General features: G+C 73.8%; 10 protein-coding genes. All 10 read right to left on the bottom strand.

Annotated elements, in window-relative coordinates; translation table 11 throughout:
- Positions 1-51: 51 nt before the first annotated feature.
- Positions 52-3,516 (bottom strand): FxSxx-COOH system tetratricopeptide repeat protein, encoded by a 3,465-nt coding sequence (gene fxsT / locus OG214_RS12910; protein WP_405987490.1) that lies wholly within the window; start codon positions 3,514-3,516, stop codon positions 52-54.
- A gap of 431 nt (positions 3,517-3,947) precedes the next feature.
- On the bottom strand, positions 3,948-5,249 hold the full coding sequence (locus OG214_RS12915; protein ID WP_405984821.1) for a CHAT domain-containing protein: 1,302 nt from the start codon (positions 5,247-5,249) through the stop codon (positions 3,948-3,950).
- Positions 5,239-7,359: a hypothetical protein gene (locus OG214_RS12920; RefSeq protein ID WP_405984822.1), complete on the bottom strand. Its 2,121-nt coding sequence runs from the start codon at positions 7,357-7,359 to the stop codon at positions 5,239-5,241. Before OG214_RS12920 ends, OG214_RS12915 begins: the two co-directional genes overlap by 11 nt.
- A gap of 15 nt (positions 7,360-7,374) precedes the next feature.
- Positions 7,375-8,517, bottom strand: a complete 1,143-nt coding sequence (locus tag OG214_RS12925; RefSeq protein WP_405984823.1) for an AAA family ATPase — start codon at positions 8,515-8,517, stop codon at positions 7,375-7,377.
- Positions 8,514-8,999 (bottom strand): CU044_2847 family protein, encoded by a 486-nt coding sequence (locus tag OG214_RS12930; RefSeq protein WP_405984824.1) that lies wholly within the window; start codon positions 8,997-8,999, stop codon positions 8,514-8,516. The genes OG214_RS12925 and OG214_RS12930 overlap by 4 nt, the downstream gene beginning before the upstream one ends.
- Positions 9,000-9,128: 129 nt before the next feature.
- Positions 9,129-12,149: an FxSxx-COOH system tetratricopeptide repeat protein gene (gene fxsT, locus OG214_RS12935; RefSeq protein ID WP_405984825.1), complete on the bottom strand. Its 3,021-nt coding sequence runs from the start codon at positions 12,147-12,149 to the stop codon at positions 9,129-9,131.
- 78 nt (positions 12,150-12,227) lie between these two features.
- Positions 12,228-13,613, bottom strand: a complete 1,386-nt coding sequence (locus tag OG214_RS12940) for an aKG-HExxH-type peptide beta-hydroxylase (RefSeq protein WP_405984826.1) — start codon at positions 13,611-13,613, stop codon at positions 12,228-12,230.
- Complete coding sequence (locus OG214_RS12945; RefSeq protein ID WP_405984827.1) at positions 13,610-15,043, bottom strand: FxsB family cyclophane-forming radical SAM/SPASM peptide maturase; 1,434 nt, start codon at positions 15,041-15,043, stop codon at positions 13,610-13,612. Before OG214_RS12945 ends, OG214_RS12940 begins: the two co-directional genes overlap by 4 nt.
- A 160-nt stretch (positions 15,044-15,203) precedes the next feature.
- The gene (gene fxsA / locus OG214_RS12950) at positions 15,204-15,437 is read right to left on the bottom strand and encodes an FxSxx-COOH cyclophane-containing RiPP peptide (RefSeq protein WP_405984828.1); all 234 of its coding nucleotides are present in this window, start codon (positions 15,435-15,437) and stop codon (positions 15,204-15,206) included.
- 36 nt (positions 15,438-15,473) lie between these two features.
- Complete coding sequence (locus tag OG214_RS12955) at positions 15,474-18,899, bottom strand: SAV_2336 N-terminal domain-related protein (protein WP_405984829.1); 3,426 nt, start codon at positions 18,897-18,899, stop codon at positions 15,474-15,476.
- Between the last annotated feature and the right edge of the window lie 2 nt (positions 18,900-18,901).

The raw sequence follows: 18,901 nt of genomic DNA on the forward strand, positions 1-18,901 counted from the left end.
GGCGTACGCGGGGGACGTGGCGTGTGCGGGGGACGCAGCGTTTCGGACAGCTCAGATGATCAGCGGTTCGAAGTCCCAGTGGGGCCGGACACGCTGCCGTGCCCCGGCCGTCACGGGGTGCCGCGCGCCCAGCGTCGCCGCCAGTCCGTTCAGCGCCTCCTCCTCCGTCCTCCCTGCCTCCTCGATCCGCCGCAGCGCCCGCAGATCGCCCGCGAGCCCCACCTGGCAGAGGAGGGTCAGCGGATGTTCCCGGCCCAGCGCCCGGAGCGCCCGCTCCACGGTGTCGCGGCTCAGCGGTGCCGCGCTCTCGTGGTCGCCGGTCCGGGTACGGGCGGCGGCGGTGTTGAGCGCGCATCCGACGGCCCAGGGGTGGCCGGCGCCGACCGCCTCGCACATCCCGGTGTAAGTACGCTCGATCTCCTCGCGGCCCGCGTCCCGCTCGCCGAGGGCGAGGAGGGTCAGTCCCTTGTTCCCCCGGACTCCGACGGTGAACGGATGGGCGGGGCCGAGCATCGCGGAGTAGCGGCGCTCCACCTCCTCGTGCCGGGTGAGCGCCAGGTCCAGGTCTCCCAGCTCGCGCTCCACCCAGGCACAGCTCGTCGCGATCATCGTGGTGAGCGGGTCCTCCTCACCGAGCACCCGCTCACAGCGCGCCAGCACCTCGCCGAACAGCGGCCGGGCGCTGGCCCGGTCACCCGCGTGGTAGCGGCAGAGCGCCAGATTGTGTTCCGCGCGCAGCGTCTGCGGATTGTCGGCGCCGAGCACCTGCCGGTGTGTACGGACGCTCAGCTCCTGGATGGCCTCGGCCTCGCGGTAACGGCCCAGCAGCCGCCGGTCGATGGCCTGGTTGATCTCCGAGTAGAGGGTCCAGCTGTGCCGTGGCGGAAGCTGTCTGCTCCGGATGGCGAGAGTGCGGCGGTCGACTTCGAGTGCCTCCTCGTACCGTCCGAGCAACCGCAGCGACACACCCAGGTTGTTCTGTGCGGTGAGGGTACGGGCGTCCTCCTCCCCGACGAGTGAGGCATACAGTCCGAGCGTGTGGCGGGAGAGCTCCAGGGCGTCCTGGTAGCGGCCGAGGCCCCGCAGATCGGCGGCGAGACCGCCGGCCGCGCGCAGATACTCCAGGTTCCGGACGCCGTGCTCGGCGCGCCAGTACTCGCTGGCCGCGCGGTCGAGGGCCTCGCTGCCGTGGTAGTCGCCGATGGCACGCAGCAGATTGCCGTAGTGATGGCTGAGGTCCCAGATCCTCGGATGGGTCGGGCCGAGCAGTTCCCGCCAGCCGGCCATGGCCCGCTCGGCCAGCCGGATTCCGGATCCGTACTCGCCCGAGAGATACATGTAGCGCAGGCAGTTGAGGACCAGGGTGTGGATCGGGAGATCGGTGCTCCTGAGCACATCGGCCCACTTGAGATGGGGGGTGATCTCCGCGTACCGGGGCCAGAGCCGGGTGTCGGCCGGATTGCCGGGGTCCGCCAGTGTGAGCGCCCGCCGTGCCACCTCGATGAACTCCCGGTGATCCTCCGGGGGCATGTTCTGGTGGGCGATCTGATGGACCATCCGGTGCAGATAGAGCGGATCACCGCCCGTCGTGCCGGGGAGTTCCACGGCGCCCGCCGGATCCGGGCCCCCGCGCTCGTCGTCTCCCAGGACGCGCACCACCGCGTACTCGCGCAGCTTGCCGACCGCCCGCGCCCACCTCTCGGAGTCCTCGACCAGCGGGCGCAGCCGGTCCGGGAGCGCCTCCGGGGGCAGGTCCCGTATCAGCCGTACGGGGATGGTGCCGGGTGCGAAGAAGGTACACAGCCGCAACAGGTCGACGGACTCGGGGACGGTCTCGCGGAGTGTGTTGAGCAGGATCGCCCAAGCGGTCCGGAAAGCCGTCGGAAAGTCGGCCGAGACACTGACAGCGTCCTCCGCCCGGTCGTCGCGCAGGAGTTCGGTGTACGCCTCGACCGGCATGCCGGACTCGTTGAGCCACCCCGCGGTCTGGTCGAGCAGCAGGGGCAGGTCCCCCAGCGACGCCGCGAGCTGATCGGCCTCGGCGTGGGTCAGCCGGGGGGCCCTGCGGCGCAGGAAGTCGACCGACTCGTCCCGGGTGTAGGCGGGCACCTCGACCACGACGCCGGGGTGTCTGTCCCAGTCAGGGTGGCGGGAGGTGATCAGAACATGCCCCGGCCCGGTCGGCACCAGATCGGCGACGGCCTCGATGTCGTCGGCTCCGTCGAGGATCAGCAGCCAGCGCGCGTAGGGGTCACCGCGCCGCAGGGCGTCCCGTACCGCGCGCAGCCGCTCCCCGTACTCGACCCCGGTGGCCAGCCCCAGCACGGGTGCCAGGTCGGCGAGTTGCTGCCGGAGGATGGACCGGCGGTCGGCGGAGACCCACCAGACCAGGTCGTAGTCGGAGCCGAAGCGGTGGACGTACTCGGCCGCGAGCTGGGTCTTGCCCACCCCGGACATGCCGACCAGGACCACCCGGGACGTTTCGCCCCACTCCGCCAGCAGCCGGCGGGTCCGGTCCAGCAGCTCTTCCCGGCCGGTGAACCGGATGTTGCGGCGCGGCACTCCGCCCCACACCTCGGGAACGCCGGCCGGATAGCGGGGGCCGCGCCCGGCCGCCCTGTCCGGCGGATAATCCCTGGGCAGTCCGAGTCCGAGCAGCAGCCGGCGCTCCGCGTCCACGGCGTTCAGGCGTATCAGCTCCACCGGGGCGAGGACCGAGGTGGCCGTGGGCAGTGCGGAGCCGGTGACGGAGACGGCCGTGAAGCGCCCGGAGCGGTCGGCGGTCACCTCGCGCAGTGCGCTGTTCCACTCGTCGTGGCCGCGCGGGCCGAGCTGGAGGAACGCGTCGCTGAGAACGAGCAGGATCCGGCCCCGCGACGAGGGCAGCTCCCGCAGGGCCTCCGCGAGCGGGGTCTCGGGAGGCGGGTTCCACCGCAGATGGGTGACACGCACCCCGCGCCGCTCCAGCCGGTCCCCGATCCAGCTCGCCCAGGCCCGGTCGAAACCCGCGAAGACGATGAGGATGTCCTGGTCTGAGAGGGCTCCGGAGTCTTCGGGGCCGCGCGCGGGCCTGCGCTCGCGCCCGCGCTCGGGCCTGCGTTCGGGCTCCGACTCGGTCCCGGATTCCGGCACGGATTCGGATTCCGGCACGGATTCGGGTGCTTCCGCGCCGGTCCGTCCCGCCGGGGGACTCGTCGGGGCCTCGCTCCGTGGCGCCCCGCGGCGGGACTCCGCGGGATTGCCCAGTGCCCGGTCCAGGATGGCGCGCAGTCTGCCGGGCCTGCGCCGGGGCGGAGCCTCCGGTAAGGAGCCGGTGGGCCCGTCCGGGGTGTCCCGGGTGTCCGGTGCTCCGGGCGCTTCCCCGGACGCTCCGGGGGGCGCCTCGACCTCCCGAGGAGCCCGCGCAGGCGTGTCGTCGGGCGTGTCCTCGGGCGTGTGCGCGGACACGCCTCCGGGCGCCTCCGGCAGGTACCCCACGATCTCCGCACCCGCACTCGCACCCGCGCCTTCGCCCATGCCCACGCCCGTGCCCTCGCCGGGACCCGATTCCCTGATCCGGCAGCGCAGTTCGGCCTTGCGTACGGGCATCCCCCACTGGTTGCTGATGGTCAGCCACAGCGAGGCGGGACCCGCCGTACGGCCCGCCGTCACGACGAAGCGCGCCGGTCCGTACGTCCCGCCGAAGCGGTGCAGTACGACGCTGGGATCGTCCAGCACCTCACAGACGAAGTGCGGAGAGCCGTCGAGCCCGATGGTGAACGTGAACTCCTCGTCCTGGTAGGGCCACTCGGGGCCGGGACCGGAACCACGGCCGTCGCCGCCGTCGCCGTCGCCGCCGAGTCCGAGCGGGCCCCGCAGATCGACCGTGACGAGATACGTGCGCCCCACCTCCGCCTCACGGGGCCGGCTGACGACGGGCTCGATCAGCAGGGGCCGCTCCGCACTGGTCACGGTCCGCCCCCTTCCGGTCCTTCGTCGCCCCGCCGGCCGGTGAGCAGGAGTGTGGTGAGCGGATGGCCGTAGTACTGGAACATGAAGCTGTAGAGCAGACGCAGGACCCGTTTCTGGCCGTCCTTGTCGACTTTCCCGTCATCATGCTGGATACGGGGGATGTCCGACAGGGGGCCGAAGTCGTCCAGCGCACGGGCCCTGAAGGCGCGCAGCGAATGGGTCACGGGCCGCTCGGGCTCCGCCGTCACCTCCCGTACCAGCTGTCCGATCAGATCGCGGGCCTCGATGTCCCCGACCTTGCCCGCGGTGACAATGGCACCGCCCGCGCCCTTGCGGAGGAAGAGTTCGGCGAAGCCGCGCAGCGCGTCCTCGCCGCCCGCGCCGTTGTCCACGAACCGTCCGGAGTGGCAGGCGTTGAGACAGACCAGTGCCCGGTCCTCGTGGAGTACGGTCATCGCCCGCTCGTCCAGCTCCGCCCAGGTCACCTCGGCGAGCGAGAGCGCGCTGAGCCGCTCGTCGTAGGTGCCGTGGGCGGCCATGTAGACGAGTCCGGTCGGTTCACCGGGGTGCTCGTCCAGGGCGTCGAGGAAGCTGCTCATCCTCAGATGGGGCTGGTGGGCGTAGTCCCGGAAGGCGGCGATGTCGTGCCGCATCTCCCGGTGGAAGTAGCCGAGCACCCGGCCCGCGCAGACGCCGGGGGCGTGCGGCAGATCGTGGTCCAGCTCATGGATCGTCGTCCAGCGCGACATGACGACCAGCGCGCCCAGCAGCCCGCCCGCCAGGCCGAGTCCGGGGTCGGCGGGCAGCCAGAGGGTCTCCCAGGGGAGTTCGTATCCGGTGTCGTCCCAGATCAGGAGATGCAGCTCGGCGCCGTGCTCCGCGCGGGCCCGGTTGATCCAGTCGGCGAGCCGCCGTTGATTGGCCGACCAGCGGCGGATGGCACGCAGGAGTTCCGACGGCGCCTCGCCGCCCGCGCGGGCGTTGCCGAGGCCGATCGCGGGCGGGCGCAGCTGGGTGGCGCCCGAGATGTACGGCAGCGGGGCGAGGCCCTCGCAGCGCGCGCTGAACCCGAACGCCTCCCGGCCGCTCGGATGGCGTCCCCGTTCGACCCTGATCACCGCCATCGCGTGCGGGAGGCGGGCGCCGGGGTCCACCGGGGCCGCGCCCAGGGCTTCCGGCTCGCCCGGCTCGGCGTCCACGGGGACGGGGGTACGGCGTGGCCGCTGGGCCGCCCGGGGCAGCCGCGCGCCCGCCGTGCCGGCGAGCCACCGGGTGAGCCGGTGGGGGTCACCACCCATCGTCGGTCACCGCCTCGGTGGTGGCCCGTCCCTCGATGACCGTGCCGCCGAGGGCGTCCGCGAGAAGATGGGGCAGTTCGGCGTACGGCCGGCGCAGCGGGTCGAGGACGACGCTGTGCAGCCGGGTGCGGTCCATACCGCCGATCCGGGCCGCGACGGCGAGGGCGTCCTCGACACCCGTGCGGCCGACCGGGCCGTCCGGCGTACGGCCGCGGCGGCTCGCGTCCAGCGGCACATTGCCCCGGCCGTCGGTGACCACGACCAGCCAGGCCTCCACCAGACCCGCCCGGTGGTGCTGGAAGGCGCGGCGCAGGGCCTGTGCCGCCTGGTCGAGACCGTGGGCGAGCGGGGTGGCGCGGCCGGGCGGCCGGACCAGCGCGGCGGTGATGCGCGGGTCGAGGACGCTGCGGGCGGCGAACGACTCGGCCCGTAACTCGCTCACCGCGTCCCTGCGGCCGACCTCGACCACATGGGCCGACGCCCGGCTGACATAGGCCCACTGGAGGAACGGTTCGAGCGCGTCCCGCCAGCGCCGGCCGGAGCGGCAGGTGTGATCGAGGACCAGGGCGAGCAGCCGCTCCGGCTCGGGGGCGCGCGCGTAGCCGCGCAGATCGCCCGGCGCTATCGCCAGCCGCGCCGGATTCCCGCGTACCGCCTGGTATTTGGCGGCCTCCATCGCCGTACGGACGAAGGCGAGGTCGCGCAGATCGTGGGAGCGCCGTACCCCGATGACGGGTCCGCGTGTGGAGGCCGGTCCCGCGGCCCGGGGCCAGGGGGTGCGCAGGGAGGCGGACTCGGCCGACGGCGCGGTCCGGTCCTCCGGATACGGGGTGGCGGGCGCTCCCGGCTCCGGGGCGGGTCCCGGTCCGATGCTCTCCGCGGGCTCCGGCGCGAGCACCGGCCGGCCCGCGGGCATCCGGCGCTGCCCGTCGGGGCCGCGGTCCGTACGGCGCGGTGCGCGCCCGGGGCGGTCGCCGGGGCGCGGCGGCTCCGGCGGTACGAGGCCGGGGCCGGGCGCGGGGACGGGGACGGACGGGAGCGGGGCCCCGGGGAGCCCGATCAGCCGCGCGGCCTCGTCGGCACGGGCGGCCGTGACCTCGGTGGCACCGTCGAGCCGGGCCAGCGCGCGGGCGATCCGGGCCAGCGCGAGCGCCCGTCGGTGGCCGGCGTCGGGGCCGAGCAGTTCCAGTACGCGCGGGGCGAGCTCCTCGGCGAGCGCGAGGGGCGGCCGGGACGCCCCCGGGGCCAGCGCGGCCCGCCAGGCGTCCGGGAGCGGGCCCAGGGGGTCCGTGACGCGGTCACCGAGGGGGAGGCTGAGGGGGGCGCCGAGAGGGTCGGTGCCCGGCTGTGGTGTGCCGGTGCCGGTGCCGGTGCCGGTGCCCGGGAGCGTACGGAGTCCGGCGACGGAGAGGCGGACCGGGAAGCGGTCGAGGAGATGCGGCGGGACGCGTTCGGTGTCCTCGGCGCGGCAGACGGCCAGCCAGCGGGCGCGCGGCCGCCATCGGTGCCGCAGCCCCGAGTGCTCGACCGTGGCGACGTCGGCGCCGAGGAGCTGCACCACGGCCCGCATGCCGGACACGCTGAGCCGGGCGAGATCGGGCACGACGACCAGTGAGGGACCGGCGGGCGACTCGGTGAGCGGGCCGGGTACGAGCGTGAAGCTGATGCCGTCGGGGCCGCGCGCCAGCCGGGGGCGTATCCAGAGGTCCTCGTCCCTGGTGGCCGCGCCGAGGGTGGTCAGGGACACGGCCCCGTGCGGCCCGTCGGCTCCCTCGGGTGCTCCGGCGGCCCGGCCGACCAGCCCGGCGAACACCTCGGTGACAGGGGCTGTCAGTTCGGGCGGCAGATCGAACAGCAGCACACCGGGCAGTCCGGGCTCGACGGCGGCACAGACCAGGACGGCCAGCAGCCGCCGCGCGAGGTCGTCTGAGCCGAGGGCGGGCGCCGGGGTCCGGACCGGGACCGGGGACGGTACCTGGGCCGGGGACGGTACCTGGGCCGCGGCCGAAGCTTGATCCTGATCCTGATCCTGGGCCTGGGCCTGGGCCTGGGCCTGGGCCTGGGTCTGGGTCTGGGTCTGGTCCCGGGGATTCTCAGGTGTCTCGGGCATCTCGGGCATGCGCGGTCAGCCGAACAGGTCCTCGACGCGCGCGTCGTCGTCGGGCCCCCACTCGAAGGTGCCGCCATGCGTGGACTCGGGCCGCCGGTGGCGCAGGGCGAACGGCAGGACCCTGCGGACATGTCCGGGCTCGACCCGCGCCGCGCCCTCCTTCGCGGCCAGGGCGCGGGCGGCCTGCGCGGTGACGAGTTCGCCGCGGTGGCCCACGGCGGAGAGCCGTCCCGCGGCCTCGGCGCAGAGCCTGCCGATCTTCTCCCCGACCTCCACCCCGGGCAGCGCGGTCCTGGCGGCCAGCAGCGCGTTCTTCAGGGTGGCGCCCTCCGCCGCGGCGTCGGCCCGCCAGACGGACGTCTCCTCGGCCAGTTCCTCCTCGAAGGTCAGCACCGTCATGATCATGCGGTAACGCGCCTCGGTGTCCAGTTCGGCGGCGGTCACCATGAGACCGAAGCGGTCGAGAAGCTGCGGGCGCAGCCCGCCCTCCTCGGGGTTCATGGTGCCGACGAGCCCGAAGGAGAGATGCCTGGCCGCGGCGATGCCCTCGCGCTGGACGGAGAGCACGCCGGTGGAGACCACGTCCAGGATGATGTTGACGAGATGGTCGTCCAGGAGATTGACCTCGTCGACGTACAACAGCCCTTTCTCATGGGCCTCTTCGAGCAGTCCGGACTGTTCTCGCGCCTCGCCGCGCATCAGCGCGTCCAGTTCCCAGCCGCCGAGCACCCGGTCGTCGGTGGCGTTGATGGGCAGGGTGACGGGCAATTCGCCGCGGGACATCAGCGCGAAGGCCCTGACGACGGTGGACTTGGCGGTGCCGCGCTGGCCGGTGATCAGCACCCCGCCGATGCGCGGGGCGATGAAGTTCAGCTCCAGGGTCAGCTTGAGGTCCTCCTGTCCGACGACCCGGCTGTACGGGAGGATCGGGATGGCCGGCACGGGTACGGATACGGGCGCGAGCACTGCGGCCGAGGCCGCTGCCGGGGCCGCCTCCGGTACGGGAACGGGCGCGGGAGCCGCCTCCGGTCCGGCGAGGTCGGTCGCCGCAGGGTCGGTCGCGCCGGGGTCGGGTGCGGCAGGACCGGGTGCGCCGGGGCCGGTCTCGGGTCCTGTCACGGGTCCGGCGCCGCCCGCGCGGTCGGTCTCCCCCGTCACGGAGTCGCTCCCGCCGGAGTACCCGGGGCCGGTACGCCCGCCGCGCCGCCCTCGGGAGCGATCGCCGCGCCGCCCGCCGGTCCGCCCGCCGGGGCGGCTCCCGCACCGCCCGGCTGCCAGCGGAAGGTGATCTGGAGCTGGGCCTCGGCCCCGGCCTTCACGACCGCCGCCACGCCCGCGTCCAGCGTGATCGACACCTGTAACTCGATCTCGTCGGGGCGGAGCCCCTCCCCCAGGTCGCCGAGTCTGCGCATGGCCTGCGAGGCACAGCGCCGCGCCAGGTCGAGACCCTCGCCGTACGAGTCCCTGGCCACCTGTAAGACCCGCCGGGCCGCGCCGTCCCGGGTGTCCTCGTCCTCGTACACGGCGTCGTACACGGCGTCCAGGCCTTCGGCCGGGACCGCCTCGTACCTCCGCGTGTCCACCACGACGGGGATCGGTCCGTCCTCCCCCGGCGCCGTGGGACCCACGATGACCGTCATGCGTCTCCCCCCTCCACCGCCCAAGGGCCCTGTTCTACAGGACCCTTGACGGTGTTTCAGCACTTTCCCCGAACCCGCCCACCGGGGCCCGGCCACGCCGCGCGCGGGACGCGTCGGAGCTCGGACCGGTCAGATGATCGGCGGCTCGAAGTCCCAGTACGGCCGGGTACGCGACCGGGCCGCGACGGTGTGCACATGCTGGGCGCCGAGCGTGGCCACCAGGTCGTCCAGCGCCTCGCCCTCGGCCTTCTCGGCGCGCTGCGCGTCCCCCAGGGCCCGCAGATCCGCCGCGTACGCGATACGGGCGGAGAGCGTCAGCGGATGGGTACGGCCGAGGACCTCGGTGGCACGCGTGATGGTGTCGTTGGTGAGCGCGGCGGCGCCCTCCAGGTCGCGCACGATGTTGCGCAGCGCGGAGGCGTTGATGGCGCAGCCCAGGGTCCATGGGTGGTTCTCGCCCACGACCCGGGTCATGTCCGCGAGGGCGTCCTCGATGAGCACATGGGCCTGGTCCCGTTCCCCGACGTTGCGCAGGATCAGGGCGTGGTTGGCACGGGTGCCCGCCACATACGGATGGCCCTCGCCGAGCATCGCCACATAGCCGTCGACCACATGGTCGCTTATGGCCATGGCCTGGTCGATGTCGCCGTGCTCACGGGCGAAGCAGCTCTGGCTGGCCGCGAACATCATCGTCAGCGGGTCCTGTTCGCCCAGGACACGCTCGCAGCTCTCCAGGACCTGGGTGAACAGCGCCCCCGCCTTGCCGCGTTCGCCCGACCGGTAGAGGCACAGCGCGAGATTGTGCTCGGCGCGCAGCGTCTGCGGATTGTCCCGGCCGAGCACGATGCGGTGCACGCGCACGCTCTGCGACTGGAGCGACTCGGCCTCGCTGTACCGGCCGAGCAGCCGCAGGTCCGTGGCGTAGTTGATCTCGGAGAAGAGCGTCCAGGCGTGCCGTGGCCGCAGAAGCTGCCGACGGGCCTCCAGGGTGCGCCGGTTGAGTTCCAGCGACTCGTTGTACCGGCCGAGCAGCCGGTGCGAGATGGCCAGGTTGTTCTGGGCGTTGAGGGTCCGGGAGTCCTGCTCGCCGAGGAGTTCGCGGTACGACGCGAGGATCCAGCCGGAGATCTCGAAGGCCTCTTCGTACCGGCCGAGGCCGCGCAGATCCGCGGCGAGCCCGCCCCCCGCGCGCAGATGCTCCAGATCCTTCGGGCCCTTCTCCGCGCGCAGATGCTCGACGGCGGCCCGCTCGATGACCTCCGTGCCGGCGTAGTCGCCGACGGCGCGCATCACATTGGCGTAGTGGTAGCTGAGGTCCCAGATCCTCGGATGGGTCTCGCCGAGGAGGACCCGCCAGGCCTCCAGCGCGCGTCTGCCGAGGTTGATCCCGGCCCGGTACTCCCCCGAAAGGTACATGTAGCGCAGGCAGTTGAGGATCAGGGTGTGCATCGCCGGGTCGGTGCTCTGGAGTACGTCGGCCCACTTGAGATGCGGGGTGATCTCCGCGTACCGGGGCCAGAGCCGGGTGTCGGTGGGCCGGCCCGGGTCGGCCTGCACCAGTGCCCGCCGCACGACCTCGATGAACTCCTTGTGGTCCTGCGAGGGCATGTCCTGGTGGACGATCTGGTGGACCATCCGGTGCATGTAGAGCGTGTCACCGGCCACCCCGGCCAGACCCTCGCCGTTCACCGAGTCGTGGACCTCGCGCTCGCCGACCCCGGCGGCGCGCACGACGGCGTACTGGCGCAGCTTGCCGATCGCCCGTGCCCACCGCACCGGGTCGTCGACCAGTCCGCGGAGCTTCTCCGGGAGCGTGTCCGGCGGCAGGTCCCGTACCAGCCGTACGGGGATGGCGCCGGGTGCGAAGAACGTGCAGAGCCGGAGCAGGTCGACCGATTCGGGGACCGTCTCACGGAGCTTGTTGAGCAGTATCGACCAGCCGGTCTGGAAGGCGAGCGGGAAGTCGGCGGAGACCCTGACGACATCCTGGTCGATGCCGTCCTTCAGCAGCTCGATGTACTCGTCGACCGACATGTCCGAGTCGTTGAGCCAGCCGGCCGTCTGGTCGAGCAGCAGCGGCAGGTCTTCGAGCGCCTCCGCGAGCTGGTCCGCCTCCGAGTGGGTCAGCCGGGGCGCCCTGCGGCGTACGAACGCCACCGACTCCTCACGGTCGTAGACCGGGACCTCCAGCAGGGCGCTGTTGTGCTCGCCCCACTCCGGGTTGCGCGCCGTGATCAGCACATGCCCGGGACCGGTCGGCACCAGATCCCAGATCTGGTCGGGTTCGTCGGCGCCGTCCAGGACGAGCAGCCACCGGCTGTACGGGTCGCCCCGGCGCAGCGCGTCACGCGCCGCGCGCAGCCGCTCGCCGTACTCCACACCGGTGGACAGGCCGAGTGCCGGGGCGAGTTCGGCGAGTTTCTGCCGGCAGGTGACCCGCTTGTCGGCGGAGACCCACCAGACCACGTCGTACTCCGCGCCGAAGCGGTAGACGTACTCGGCGGCGAGCTGTGTCTTGCCCACGCCCGACATCCCGTGCAGGGTGACCACTCCGGCGCCGCTGCCGGCCGCCTGGAGCGCGTGGTAGGCGTCGTTGAGCAGGGGCTCGCGGCCCGTGAAGCGCGTATTGCGGCGGGGGACCCCGCCCCACACATCGGGCGTGTCGGCCGGATAGCGGGGGCCGCGCCGGGTGTCCACCGGCTCCGCGTGCGTATCGGTGGGCAGGCCCAGACGGGTGAGGATGCGCCGCTCGGCCTCCTCCTGACCGAGGGTCGTCAGATCGGCCGCGGCGAGGACGGCGGTGGCACCGGGCAGCGCGGAGGTGGTGATGGTGACGGCGGCGAACCGGTCGGGCTCGGGGGCCACGACCTCGCGCAGCGCCCTGTTCCACTCGTCGTGGGTGCGCGGGCCGAGCTGGAAGTACCAGTCGCTGAGGATGACCAGCACAGGGCCGGGGGCGAGCAGCAGATCCCGCAGCGACTCCTCCAGCGGTGTCTCCACCGGGGGGTCCCAGCGCTGGTAGACGACCGGGAGTCCGCGCCGCTCCAGACGGTCCCCGATCCAGGCCGCCCAGGGCCGGTTGAAACCCGCGAAACTGATGGTGACAGCCTGCGGCCCGGTTGCTCCAACTGGCTTACGCACTGCGGGCATTCGGCCGTCTCCCTGCATCGTCATACGCCCTTTTAACATACCCCGGAGCCCCGGGATTCCATCCCGGTGCGCGCCGCTTCACGTTCCGTTCCTTTGGCGCCAGATCATCCGCGCCGTACGTACATATGCCATCGCCCGGGTGAGATGGCCGGGCGGTGGAGGGGTGTCCGTGAGCCGGTGGTACATCGCGATCATCTCGTTGACGAGGACACGGCCCTCCGGGGTCAGCGCCCCGGAGCCGGCCAGCACCGGCAGGACCGCGCCGACCTGTTCGCGGCAGCGGGCGTGTTCGGCCCAGGCCTGGTCGCGGTGGGAGAGCCGCTCGGCGGCGAGCGCGAAGCGCTGCCAGTAGTCGGCGAGCGCGATGTGCGAGTAGGCGCCCTGGAGCAGTCCGTCGAAGGGCCGGGCGTCGGAGCGCCAGGGGGCGAAGTGCCGGGGCGCCGCGTCCTCGTGGTGCAGCGGGGCGAGGGCGGCGAGCGCGGCGAGTTTGGTGTGCTGGAGTTCATGGACGAGCGTGGACGCGAAGAAGGCGGGGGTGGCCGGCCGGCTGCTGAGAACGGCACCGAACGCCTCGCGGCGGGTGCCGCTGCAGTGTGCCGCGCCCTCACCGGTGGGCGCGGCGCCGGGCGGCGGGGCGAGCGGGACCACGCAGTGCAGCAGGGCCGCCGTCTCGGCAGGACGGTGCGGTCCGCCGATACGGAGCAGTGGCTCCACCCCGGCCCAGGACCGGGCCCAGGTGGTGCGTTCGCCGGCGTCGAGGCTGGTGACGGCGGACAGACCGTGCCGTTCCAGACCGCTGCCCGCCGTGCGGTACGGATCGAGGTCGTCCAGCGGTACGGGCGCGGCTCCGGGCCGTACGGCGGGCAGCGTGACCACGGGCAGCCAGCGCGGGTCGTCGGCGCGTGTGCCGTCGGCCGTGATCCGTACGGTGACGGGCGCGGCGGAGCCCTGGCGGAACGTCACACGGTCCGCCGTCAGCTCGGCGTCGACCTGGGCGGTCGGTCCCGGTTCGGTGCGCAGCGCGCCGAGGGTCGGCAGCGCGAGCAGCCCGTCGTGCGCCGTCAGCCGGGTGGTGAAGGGCAGCCGGGCGCGGATCGCGGCGGCGGCGGCGAGCGCGCTGAAGTGGGCGAGATCGGCGGGGAGTCCGGGGGCGGGCCCGGGGACGGTGAGGCCGCGCAGACAGCTCTGCGCCCAGGGGCCCACGAGCGGATAGAGCAGTACGGTCCGCACCGCGGCCCGGTCGGCGCGCTCCGCCGCCTCCAGCAGCGCCCAGTCCTGGCGGAGCCGGTCGAGCGCCGCGGGCGGGCAGAGGGAGGGCGGTGCCGCCTCGGCGGCGTCGAGCAGGGCGCGCAGCAGGACGAGACGGCGGGTGTGCTGGTCGCGTACGAGCAGTCCGAGGGTCTCGGATCCGCCTTCCGTACGGCCGAGTTCACGCAGCACGGGCTCCGGAACGGCGAGGCTCACCGGGAGTCTCCCGTCGTCGTCGCGGCGGCGTGGACGCCGCCGACAGCTTCGTCCCCGGCCCCGGCCGGACCGGCGTGGGTCACACCGTCGCGGGTCACATCGGAGCGGGGCGTACCGGCGTGGGCGTGGGGCGTACCGGCGCGGGGCGTACCGGCAACGGTCGCGCCGGCCCGGATCGCCTTCGGTCGCGCCGCCGTGGTCGCTTCGCCGAGTCTGGCCGCCACATGGCGGATCAGGCGCTCCAGATCCGCGCAGTAGACGGAGGGATGGCTGAAGCCGTCCCCCGCGCGGTAGCGGTGCGCGTAGTTGCCGCCGCCGCAGACGGTGAGCAGGGGGCAGACCCGGCAGCCGGCCGCGAGCGCCGCCGCGCCCGCCTGCCGGGCGGCGATCCCGGGGTGGCTCAGGGCGTCGTCGAAGGAGTGGCGGAAGATGTCGAGTCCGGTGGCGGCGGCCGTGTCGTAGGCGGACTTGAGCGAATCGACCTGCTCGATGGCGCCGTCGGTCTCGATCACGACGGCGTTGACGGGATCGAGCCCGAGGGACTCGGTGGCGGCGGGCAGCCCCAGCAGCAGGGCGAGACACTCCTCGAAGAGCCGGATCCGGGTCTCCCTGCGGCCCGCCGACCACCAGCGGTCGAAGACCGTGCTGAGCCAGTCGCCGTACGGGGTGGGGCGGTTGACGCCGGGGCCGTGGCGGCGTGGGTCCATGGCGGGCAGACCGGGCGGCGGTGTGGTCCAGTTCCCGTGCGGCAGCAGGAGATCGAGGGCGGGCGGGCCGAGCTCCAGCAGGGACTCGTACATCTCGACCGGATCGGTCCGCGGGTCGACGACGGTGAGGATGCCCGCGTACGCCTCGGGGTGGTGCGCCGCGAGCAGGCGCGTGCCGCGTGCGGCGGCGGGCCAGGAGGGGCGCCCCGCGTGATCGGTGCGGAGTGTGTTGTGCGCGGGCCGCCCGCCGTCGAGGCTGACACCGACACGTATCGAGTGGCGGGCGAGGGTGGCGATCCGGCGCTCGGTGAGCAGGGTGGCGTTGGTCTGCACGGTGGCGTGGACCGTACGCTCCCGGCCCGCCCGTTCGCGTACGAGACCGGCGAAGGCGGCCAGCCGGCCGGCGCCCGCGAGCAGCGGCTCACCGCCGTGCAGCACAAGGGCGAGCTCGCCCAGCGCGTGCGCGTCCGCGTGCTCGGCGATCCGGGTGGCGGCGCGGTCCAGGACCTCGGGCGGGGCCGCGGCGGGGCGGTCGCGCCAGGTCCGGTCGGGGCCCTCGTACAGATAGCAGTAGCGGCAGGCGAGATTGCACCGGCCGTGCACCTTGACGATGAACTGCCCGAAGGGAACGGGCTCCCGGGGCGTCCGGAAACCGGGCGCCCCGGCATACGGGTACGCCGGGCCGCGCGGACTCCCCCGTCGAGCCACGTCCGTAACCCCCATGATGTACGGCGTCCGCGCGGCCCCGCCCGTCTGTCCGGGACAGCCGGGGCCGCCTGGCCGAAGGCGTGGTTCCCTGGATGACCGGGGAGGCAAACCCCCGCCGGGCAAGGTTGACCGGTTCAACGGTGTCGCGGACCGAAACGGTGCACGAAACCGCTTCTCAGAAAGCGTTGTTGAACCCCCACAGCATTTCCCGTGGCTGCTCCGCCCTGCCCCGCAGATCCGCCACCACCTCGGTCAGCACCGGGTGGTCGAGGGTCCGCAGTGTCTCCAGGTCCAGTGCCAGCAGATCGGGCAGCGCGCCGCCCCCCTGCGCATCGCCGACCCGCGCCCCGCCGCCCTGCGTCCCGGCGTTCTCCACCCCGTCCGCCGCGCCGTGTACCACGTCGCTCATCTCATCTCCCCGTAGCCCTGTCGTGGAACGCCGGGCTCAGCGCTCCAGCTCGGCCAGTCGCTCCATGGTCGATCCGGCCGTCCCACCGCCGCCGTCCGGCAGCTTGCGCCATTCCGTACGGGCCGCCCGGTATGCCTCACGCGCGGCTCTGGGCCGTCCGGCCCTCTCGTATGTCATACCCCGCCAGTGGTACGCCTCAGCACGCAATCGGACGGCTTGGAGCCGGAGTTGCGGACTCTCCAGTTCCTCCTCCGCCGTCCTGGCCGCGTCCGCCGCGTCCCGGAACGCCTCGGCCGCGTCGTCCAGCCGGGCCGGCCGGTGCAGGGTCCGGTACGCGTCGAGATGGGAGCGGCCCAGCTCCAGCCAGCAGCGGGCCTCGGTCAGCGGTTCGTTCGCCTCCTGGGCCGCAAGGCCGAAGAGATGCTCGGCCTCCCGCAGATCCACCCGGTCGTCATTGATCCGGTGGCGCAGCATCAGCGCCTGTCCCAGCATCAGCAGCCGCTCGGCCTGGCGCGCGGTGCCCGTCACCGTCTCCGTACGGCAGTCGCGCAGCACCCGTACCGCCGCACCGGTGTACGGCGCTCCGTCGGGCAGTTCGGCGCGGCGCAGCAGGGTGGCGCCCCATTCGGCGAGCAGATCCGCGTGGGCCCGGGTGTCACGCGCGGTGCCGCGTGCCGCGCGGGCGAAGCACTCGGCCGCCTCTTCGAGATCCGCGGGGTCGCCGGAGCGTTCGTACCGGGCGAGGCACACCCGCGCCGCGCGCGCCCTGAGCGAGGCGAGCAGCCGCTCGTCCCGTACGGTCGCCAGCGACTGTTCGATCAAGGTTCCGGCCTCCTCAAGCCCTTCGCCGGAGCGCAGCAGGGCGTCCACCAGATCCAGCAGGATCCTGGCCTGGGTGGACACGGTGTGCGCTCCCGAGCCCGGCGCGAGGGCCTTGCGCAGCGACCGCGCGGCCTGGGTCGCGTACACCTGTGCCTGTTCGGTGTCGCCGGTCGCCCCGGACAGCCGCAGCAGGGTGCGGCCGTGGGCCAGGGGCAGCCCGACGGGACGGTTCTCCTGATCGGGCCAGACGTCGGCGAACGCCTCCAGCATGCCGATGGCGCCCTGGAGGAGCGCGCTGTCCCCGCCGAGACGCCACTGCGCCTCCAGCGCGCGCACCCGCTCCAGGGTGAGCCGCAGCGCCTCGCCGGGCTCCAGACCGGGCGCGGCGCAGGCGACGGTGTACTCACGGTCGGCGCGGCGCAGCAGCTCCAGCGCGCCCCGCCGGTCGCCGCGCCGGCGCCGGTCGTCGGCCGCCGCGTGCAACACCTGGGCCAGCACGGCCCGTTCACGGACGGCCCGGGGATGCGCGGCGGCCCGCTCGGCCGCCCGTACGGCCTCACGGAGCAGCTCGCCGCCGCCCTGGACCTCCCACAGCCGCAGCAGACAGCGGGCGGTCTCGGCCCACAGCTCGGGGTCGGCGGCGCCCGGCGCCTCGCGCTCGGTGGCACCGCGGAGCTGCTGTACGGCGTCGATCAGATACTGGACCATGCCGTCGGACTCGAACTGGCGCACAAGGACACGGGCGCTCTCCACCGCGGCGTTGGTGGTCCGGTCCTCGGGACCGGGTCCGCCCGGATCGCTGTCGGTGAACTGCTCAGGCAGCGGCATGAAGCGCTCCAGCACCCGGGCCGCCACCTCCGCGAAGGGATGCGGGACCCGCGGTCCGCCCCCGCCCGGCTCCCCGTTCTCCCCGGCGTCGGTGCCGTCGGGCCCGTCAGGGCCGAACGCGCCGTCGTCGTCCAGGCTGCCGCGTGGAAAGAGCGGTCCGTGGCTGCCGTCGCCGAGCTGCGCCAGCGCCAGCGCCGGGAAGTTCGGACCGCCCCTGCCGAACCGCTGCTCTATGTACTCCGAGCAGTGCTTGAGCACGAGCATCGCCTCGTCCCGCCCCAGCGGTCCCAGCAGCGCCTCCTGCACCCCGGGGGCGAACTCGTACCACGGCCCGTCCTCCGCGCTGTCGCTCTTGCTGCGCGAGAGCAGTCCGCTGAGCAGCACCTCGGCGAGTTCCGAGGGGCCCGAGTCGGGCAGCATCGTGCGCTGTACGAGCTGCATCACCGGCAGATAGAGCGGAGCCGCCGCGAGATAGACGGCGAGCTGTCCGGCGACCGGGGAGGCCGCCGAGCGGAACCGGCTGACGAGCTGGAGCGAGGACATCCGGTCGCCGGGGCGCGGCGGGGGCGCCGCCGGATGGTCGGCGCGCACCCAGCCGACCGCGCCGGAGATCCGGCCCGCGCCGGTGCCCGACAGCAGCCGGGCCCAGGCGCCGAGCGCGCCCGCGACCGGTGGCAGTACGGGGATGGCGAGGGCGCCGGGGTGTGCCGCCGGGCCCGCCGATGTCTCCTCGCTGACTTTCAGCACGGCGGCTCCCGCGTGCCCTTCGCCCCGGGAGAGCACACCGTAGGTGACGGGCAGCCGGGTGCGGTTCCACATGCGCTGCGGCAGCGGTTGCAGTACGGCGGTGGGGGCCTGGCGGCCGAGCTGGTGCAGCAGCCGGTGGGCGCGTCCGCTGTGCCAGAGCGGTCCGGCGCAGTCGCTGACGACCACGGTGACCCGGCGGCCGGTCGGATCGCTGAGCCGGTCGGCGGAGCTGAGGGGCGCGGCGGCCGGGTCGGGGCTCCTGCTGACGGCGGGCGCTCCGTCGGGGCCCTGGTGCAGATAGCGCACCTGGACATCCCGGAAGGCACCCAACTGGCCGAAGATCTGCTGGAGTTCGCCGAAGAGCCGCTCCCACACCCGCATGGACGACGAGGTGTCCATGACGAACTGAAGGAGCGCGTCCGCCCGGGACACCCCACGGAACACCGGAATGATCAGCCCGCCGGCACGGGCACTTAGTTCAACGGTCGCCACCTCGTCCAGGGTACGGCGCAACGGCGGCGCCGCGGGACGGTACCGCTGGAGCGGGCGCAGGGCGCGCTGGAGTTCCAGCGGCGCGGGCAGCGCGGGCGCCGCGGGCACACCGAGGGTCAGCGCCGCCGAGGCACCGCCCGCCCTGACCCGCGGCCCGCCGTCGCGGGGTACGGGATAGAGCGCGATCCGCCGGTCGGGGTCCGGGGGTTCCGGCCGCTGGAGCGGCTCGTCCGCCGGGCCGTCGTCGCCCGTACGGTCCTCATCGCCCGGCCGGGTGACGGCGAGCGGTCCGGGGCCCGCCGGCTCGGAACCGGCGCGCGGTCCGTCCTCCGTCTCCCCGCCGGAGGGCCGGCCGGGCGGGCCGCCGCTGGTCTGCTGCGCCAGCCAGATGGCATCGCAGAGCTGTTCGGCGTCAGGGTCGAGACCGGCCTCGCGCAGCCGGGCGACGAGCGCGGTGAGCAGCGCGCCGTCGTACGGCGGCCCGTTCCCGTCGGCGGGAGACCGCTCCGGGGCATGCCCGCGTCCCGGCTCCGGCTCGCTGTCCGGGCCGTGCCGTACCGTGACGTCGGGCATCA

It is taken from the genome of Streptomyces sp. NBC_00872, assembly GCF_045161915.1.
In the GTDB taxonomy this organism is placed as follows: domain Bacteria; phylum Actinomycetota; class Actinomycetes; order Streptomycetales; family Streptomycetaceae; genus Streptomyces.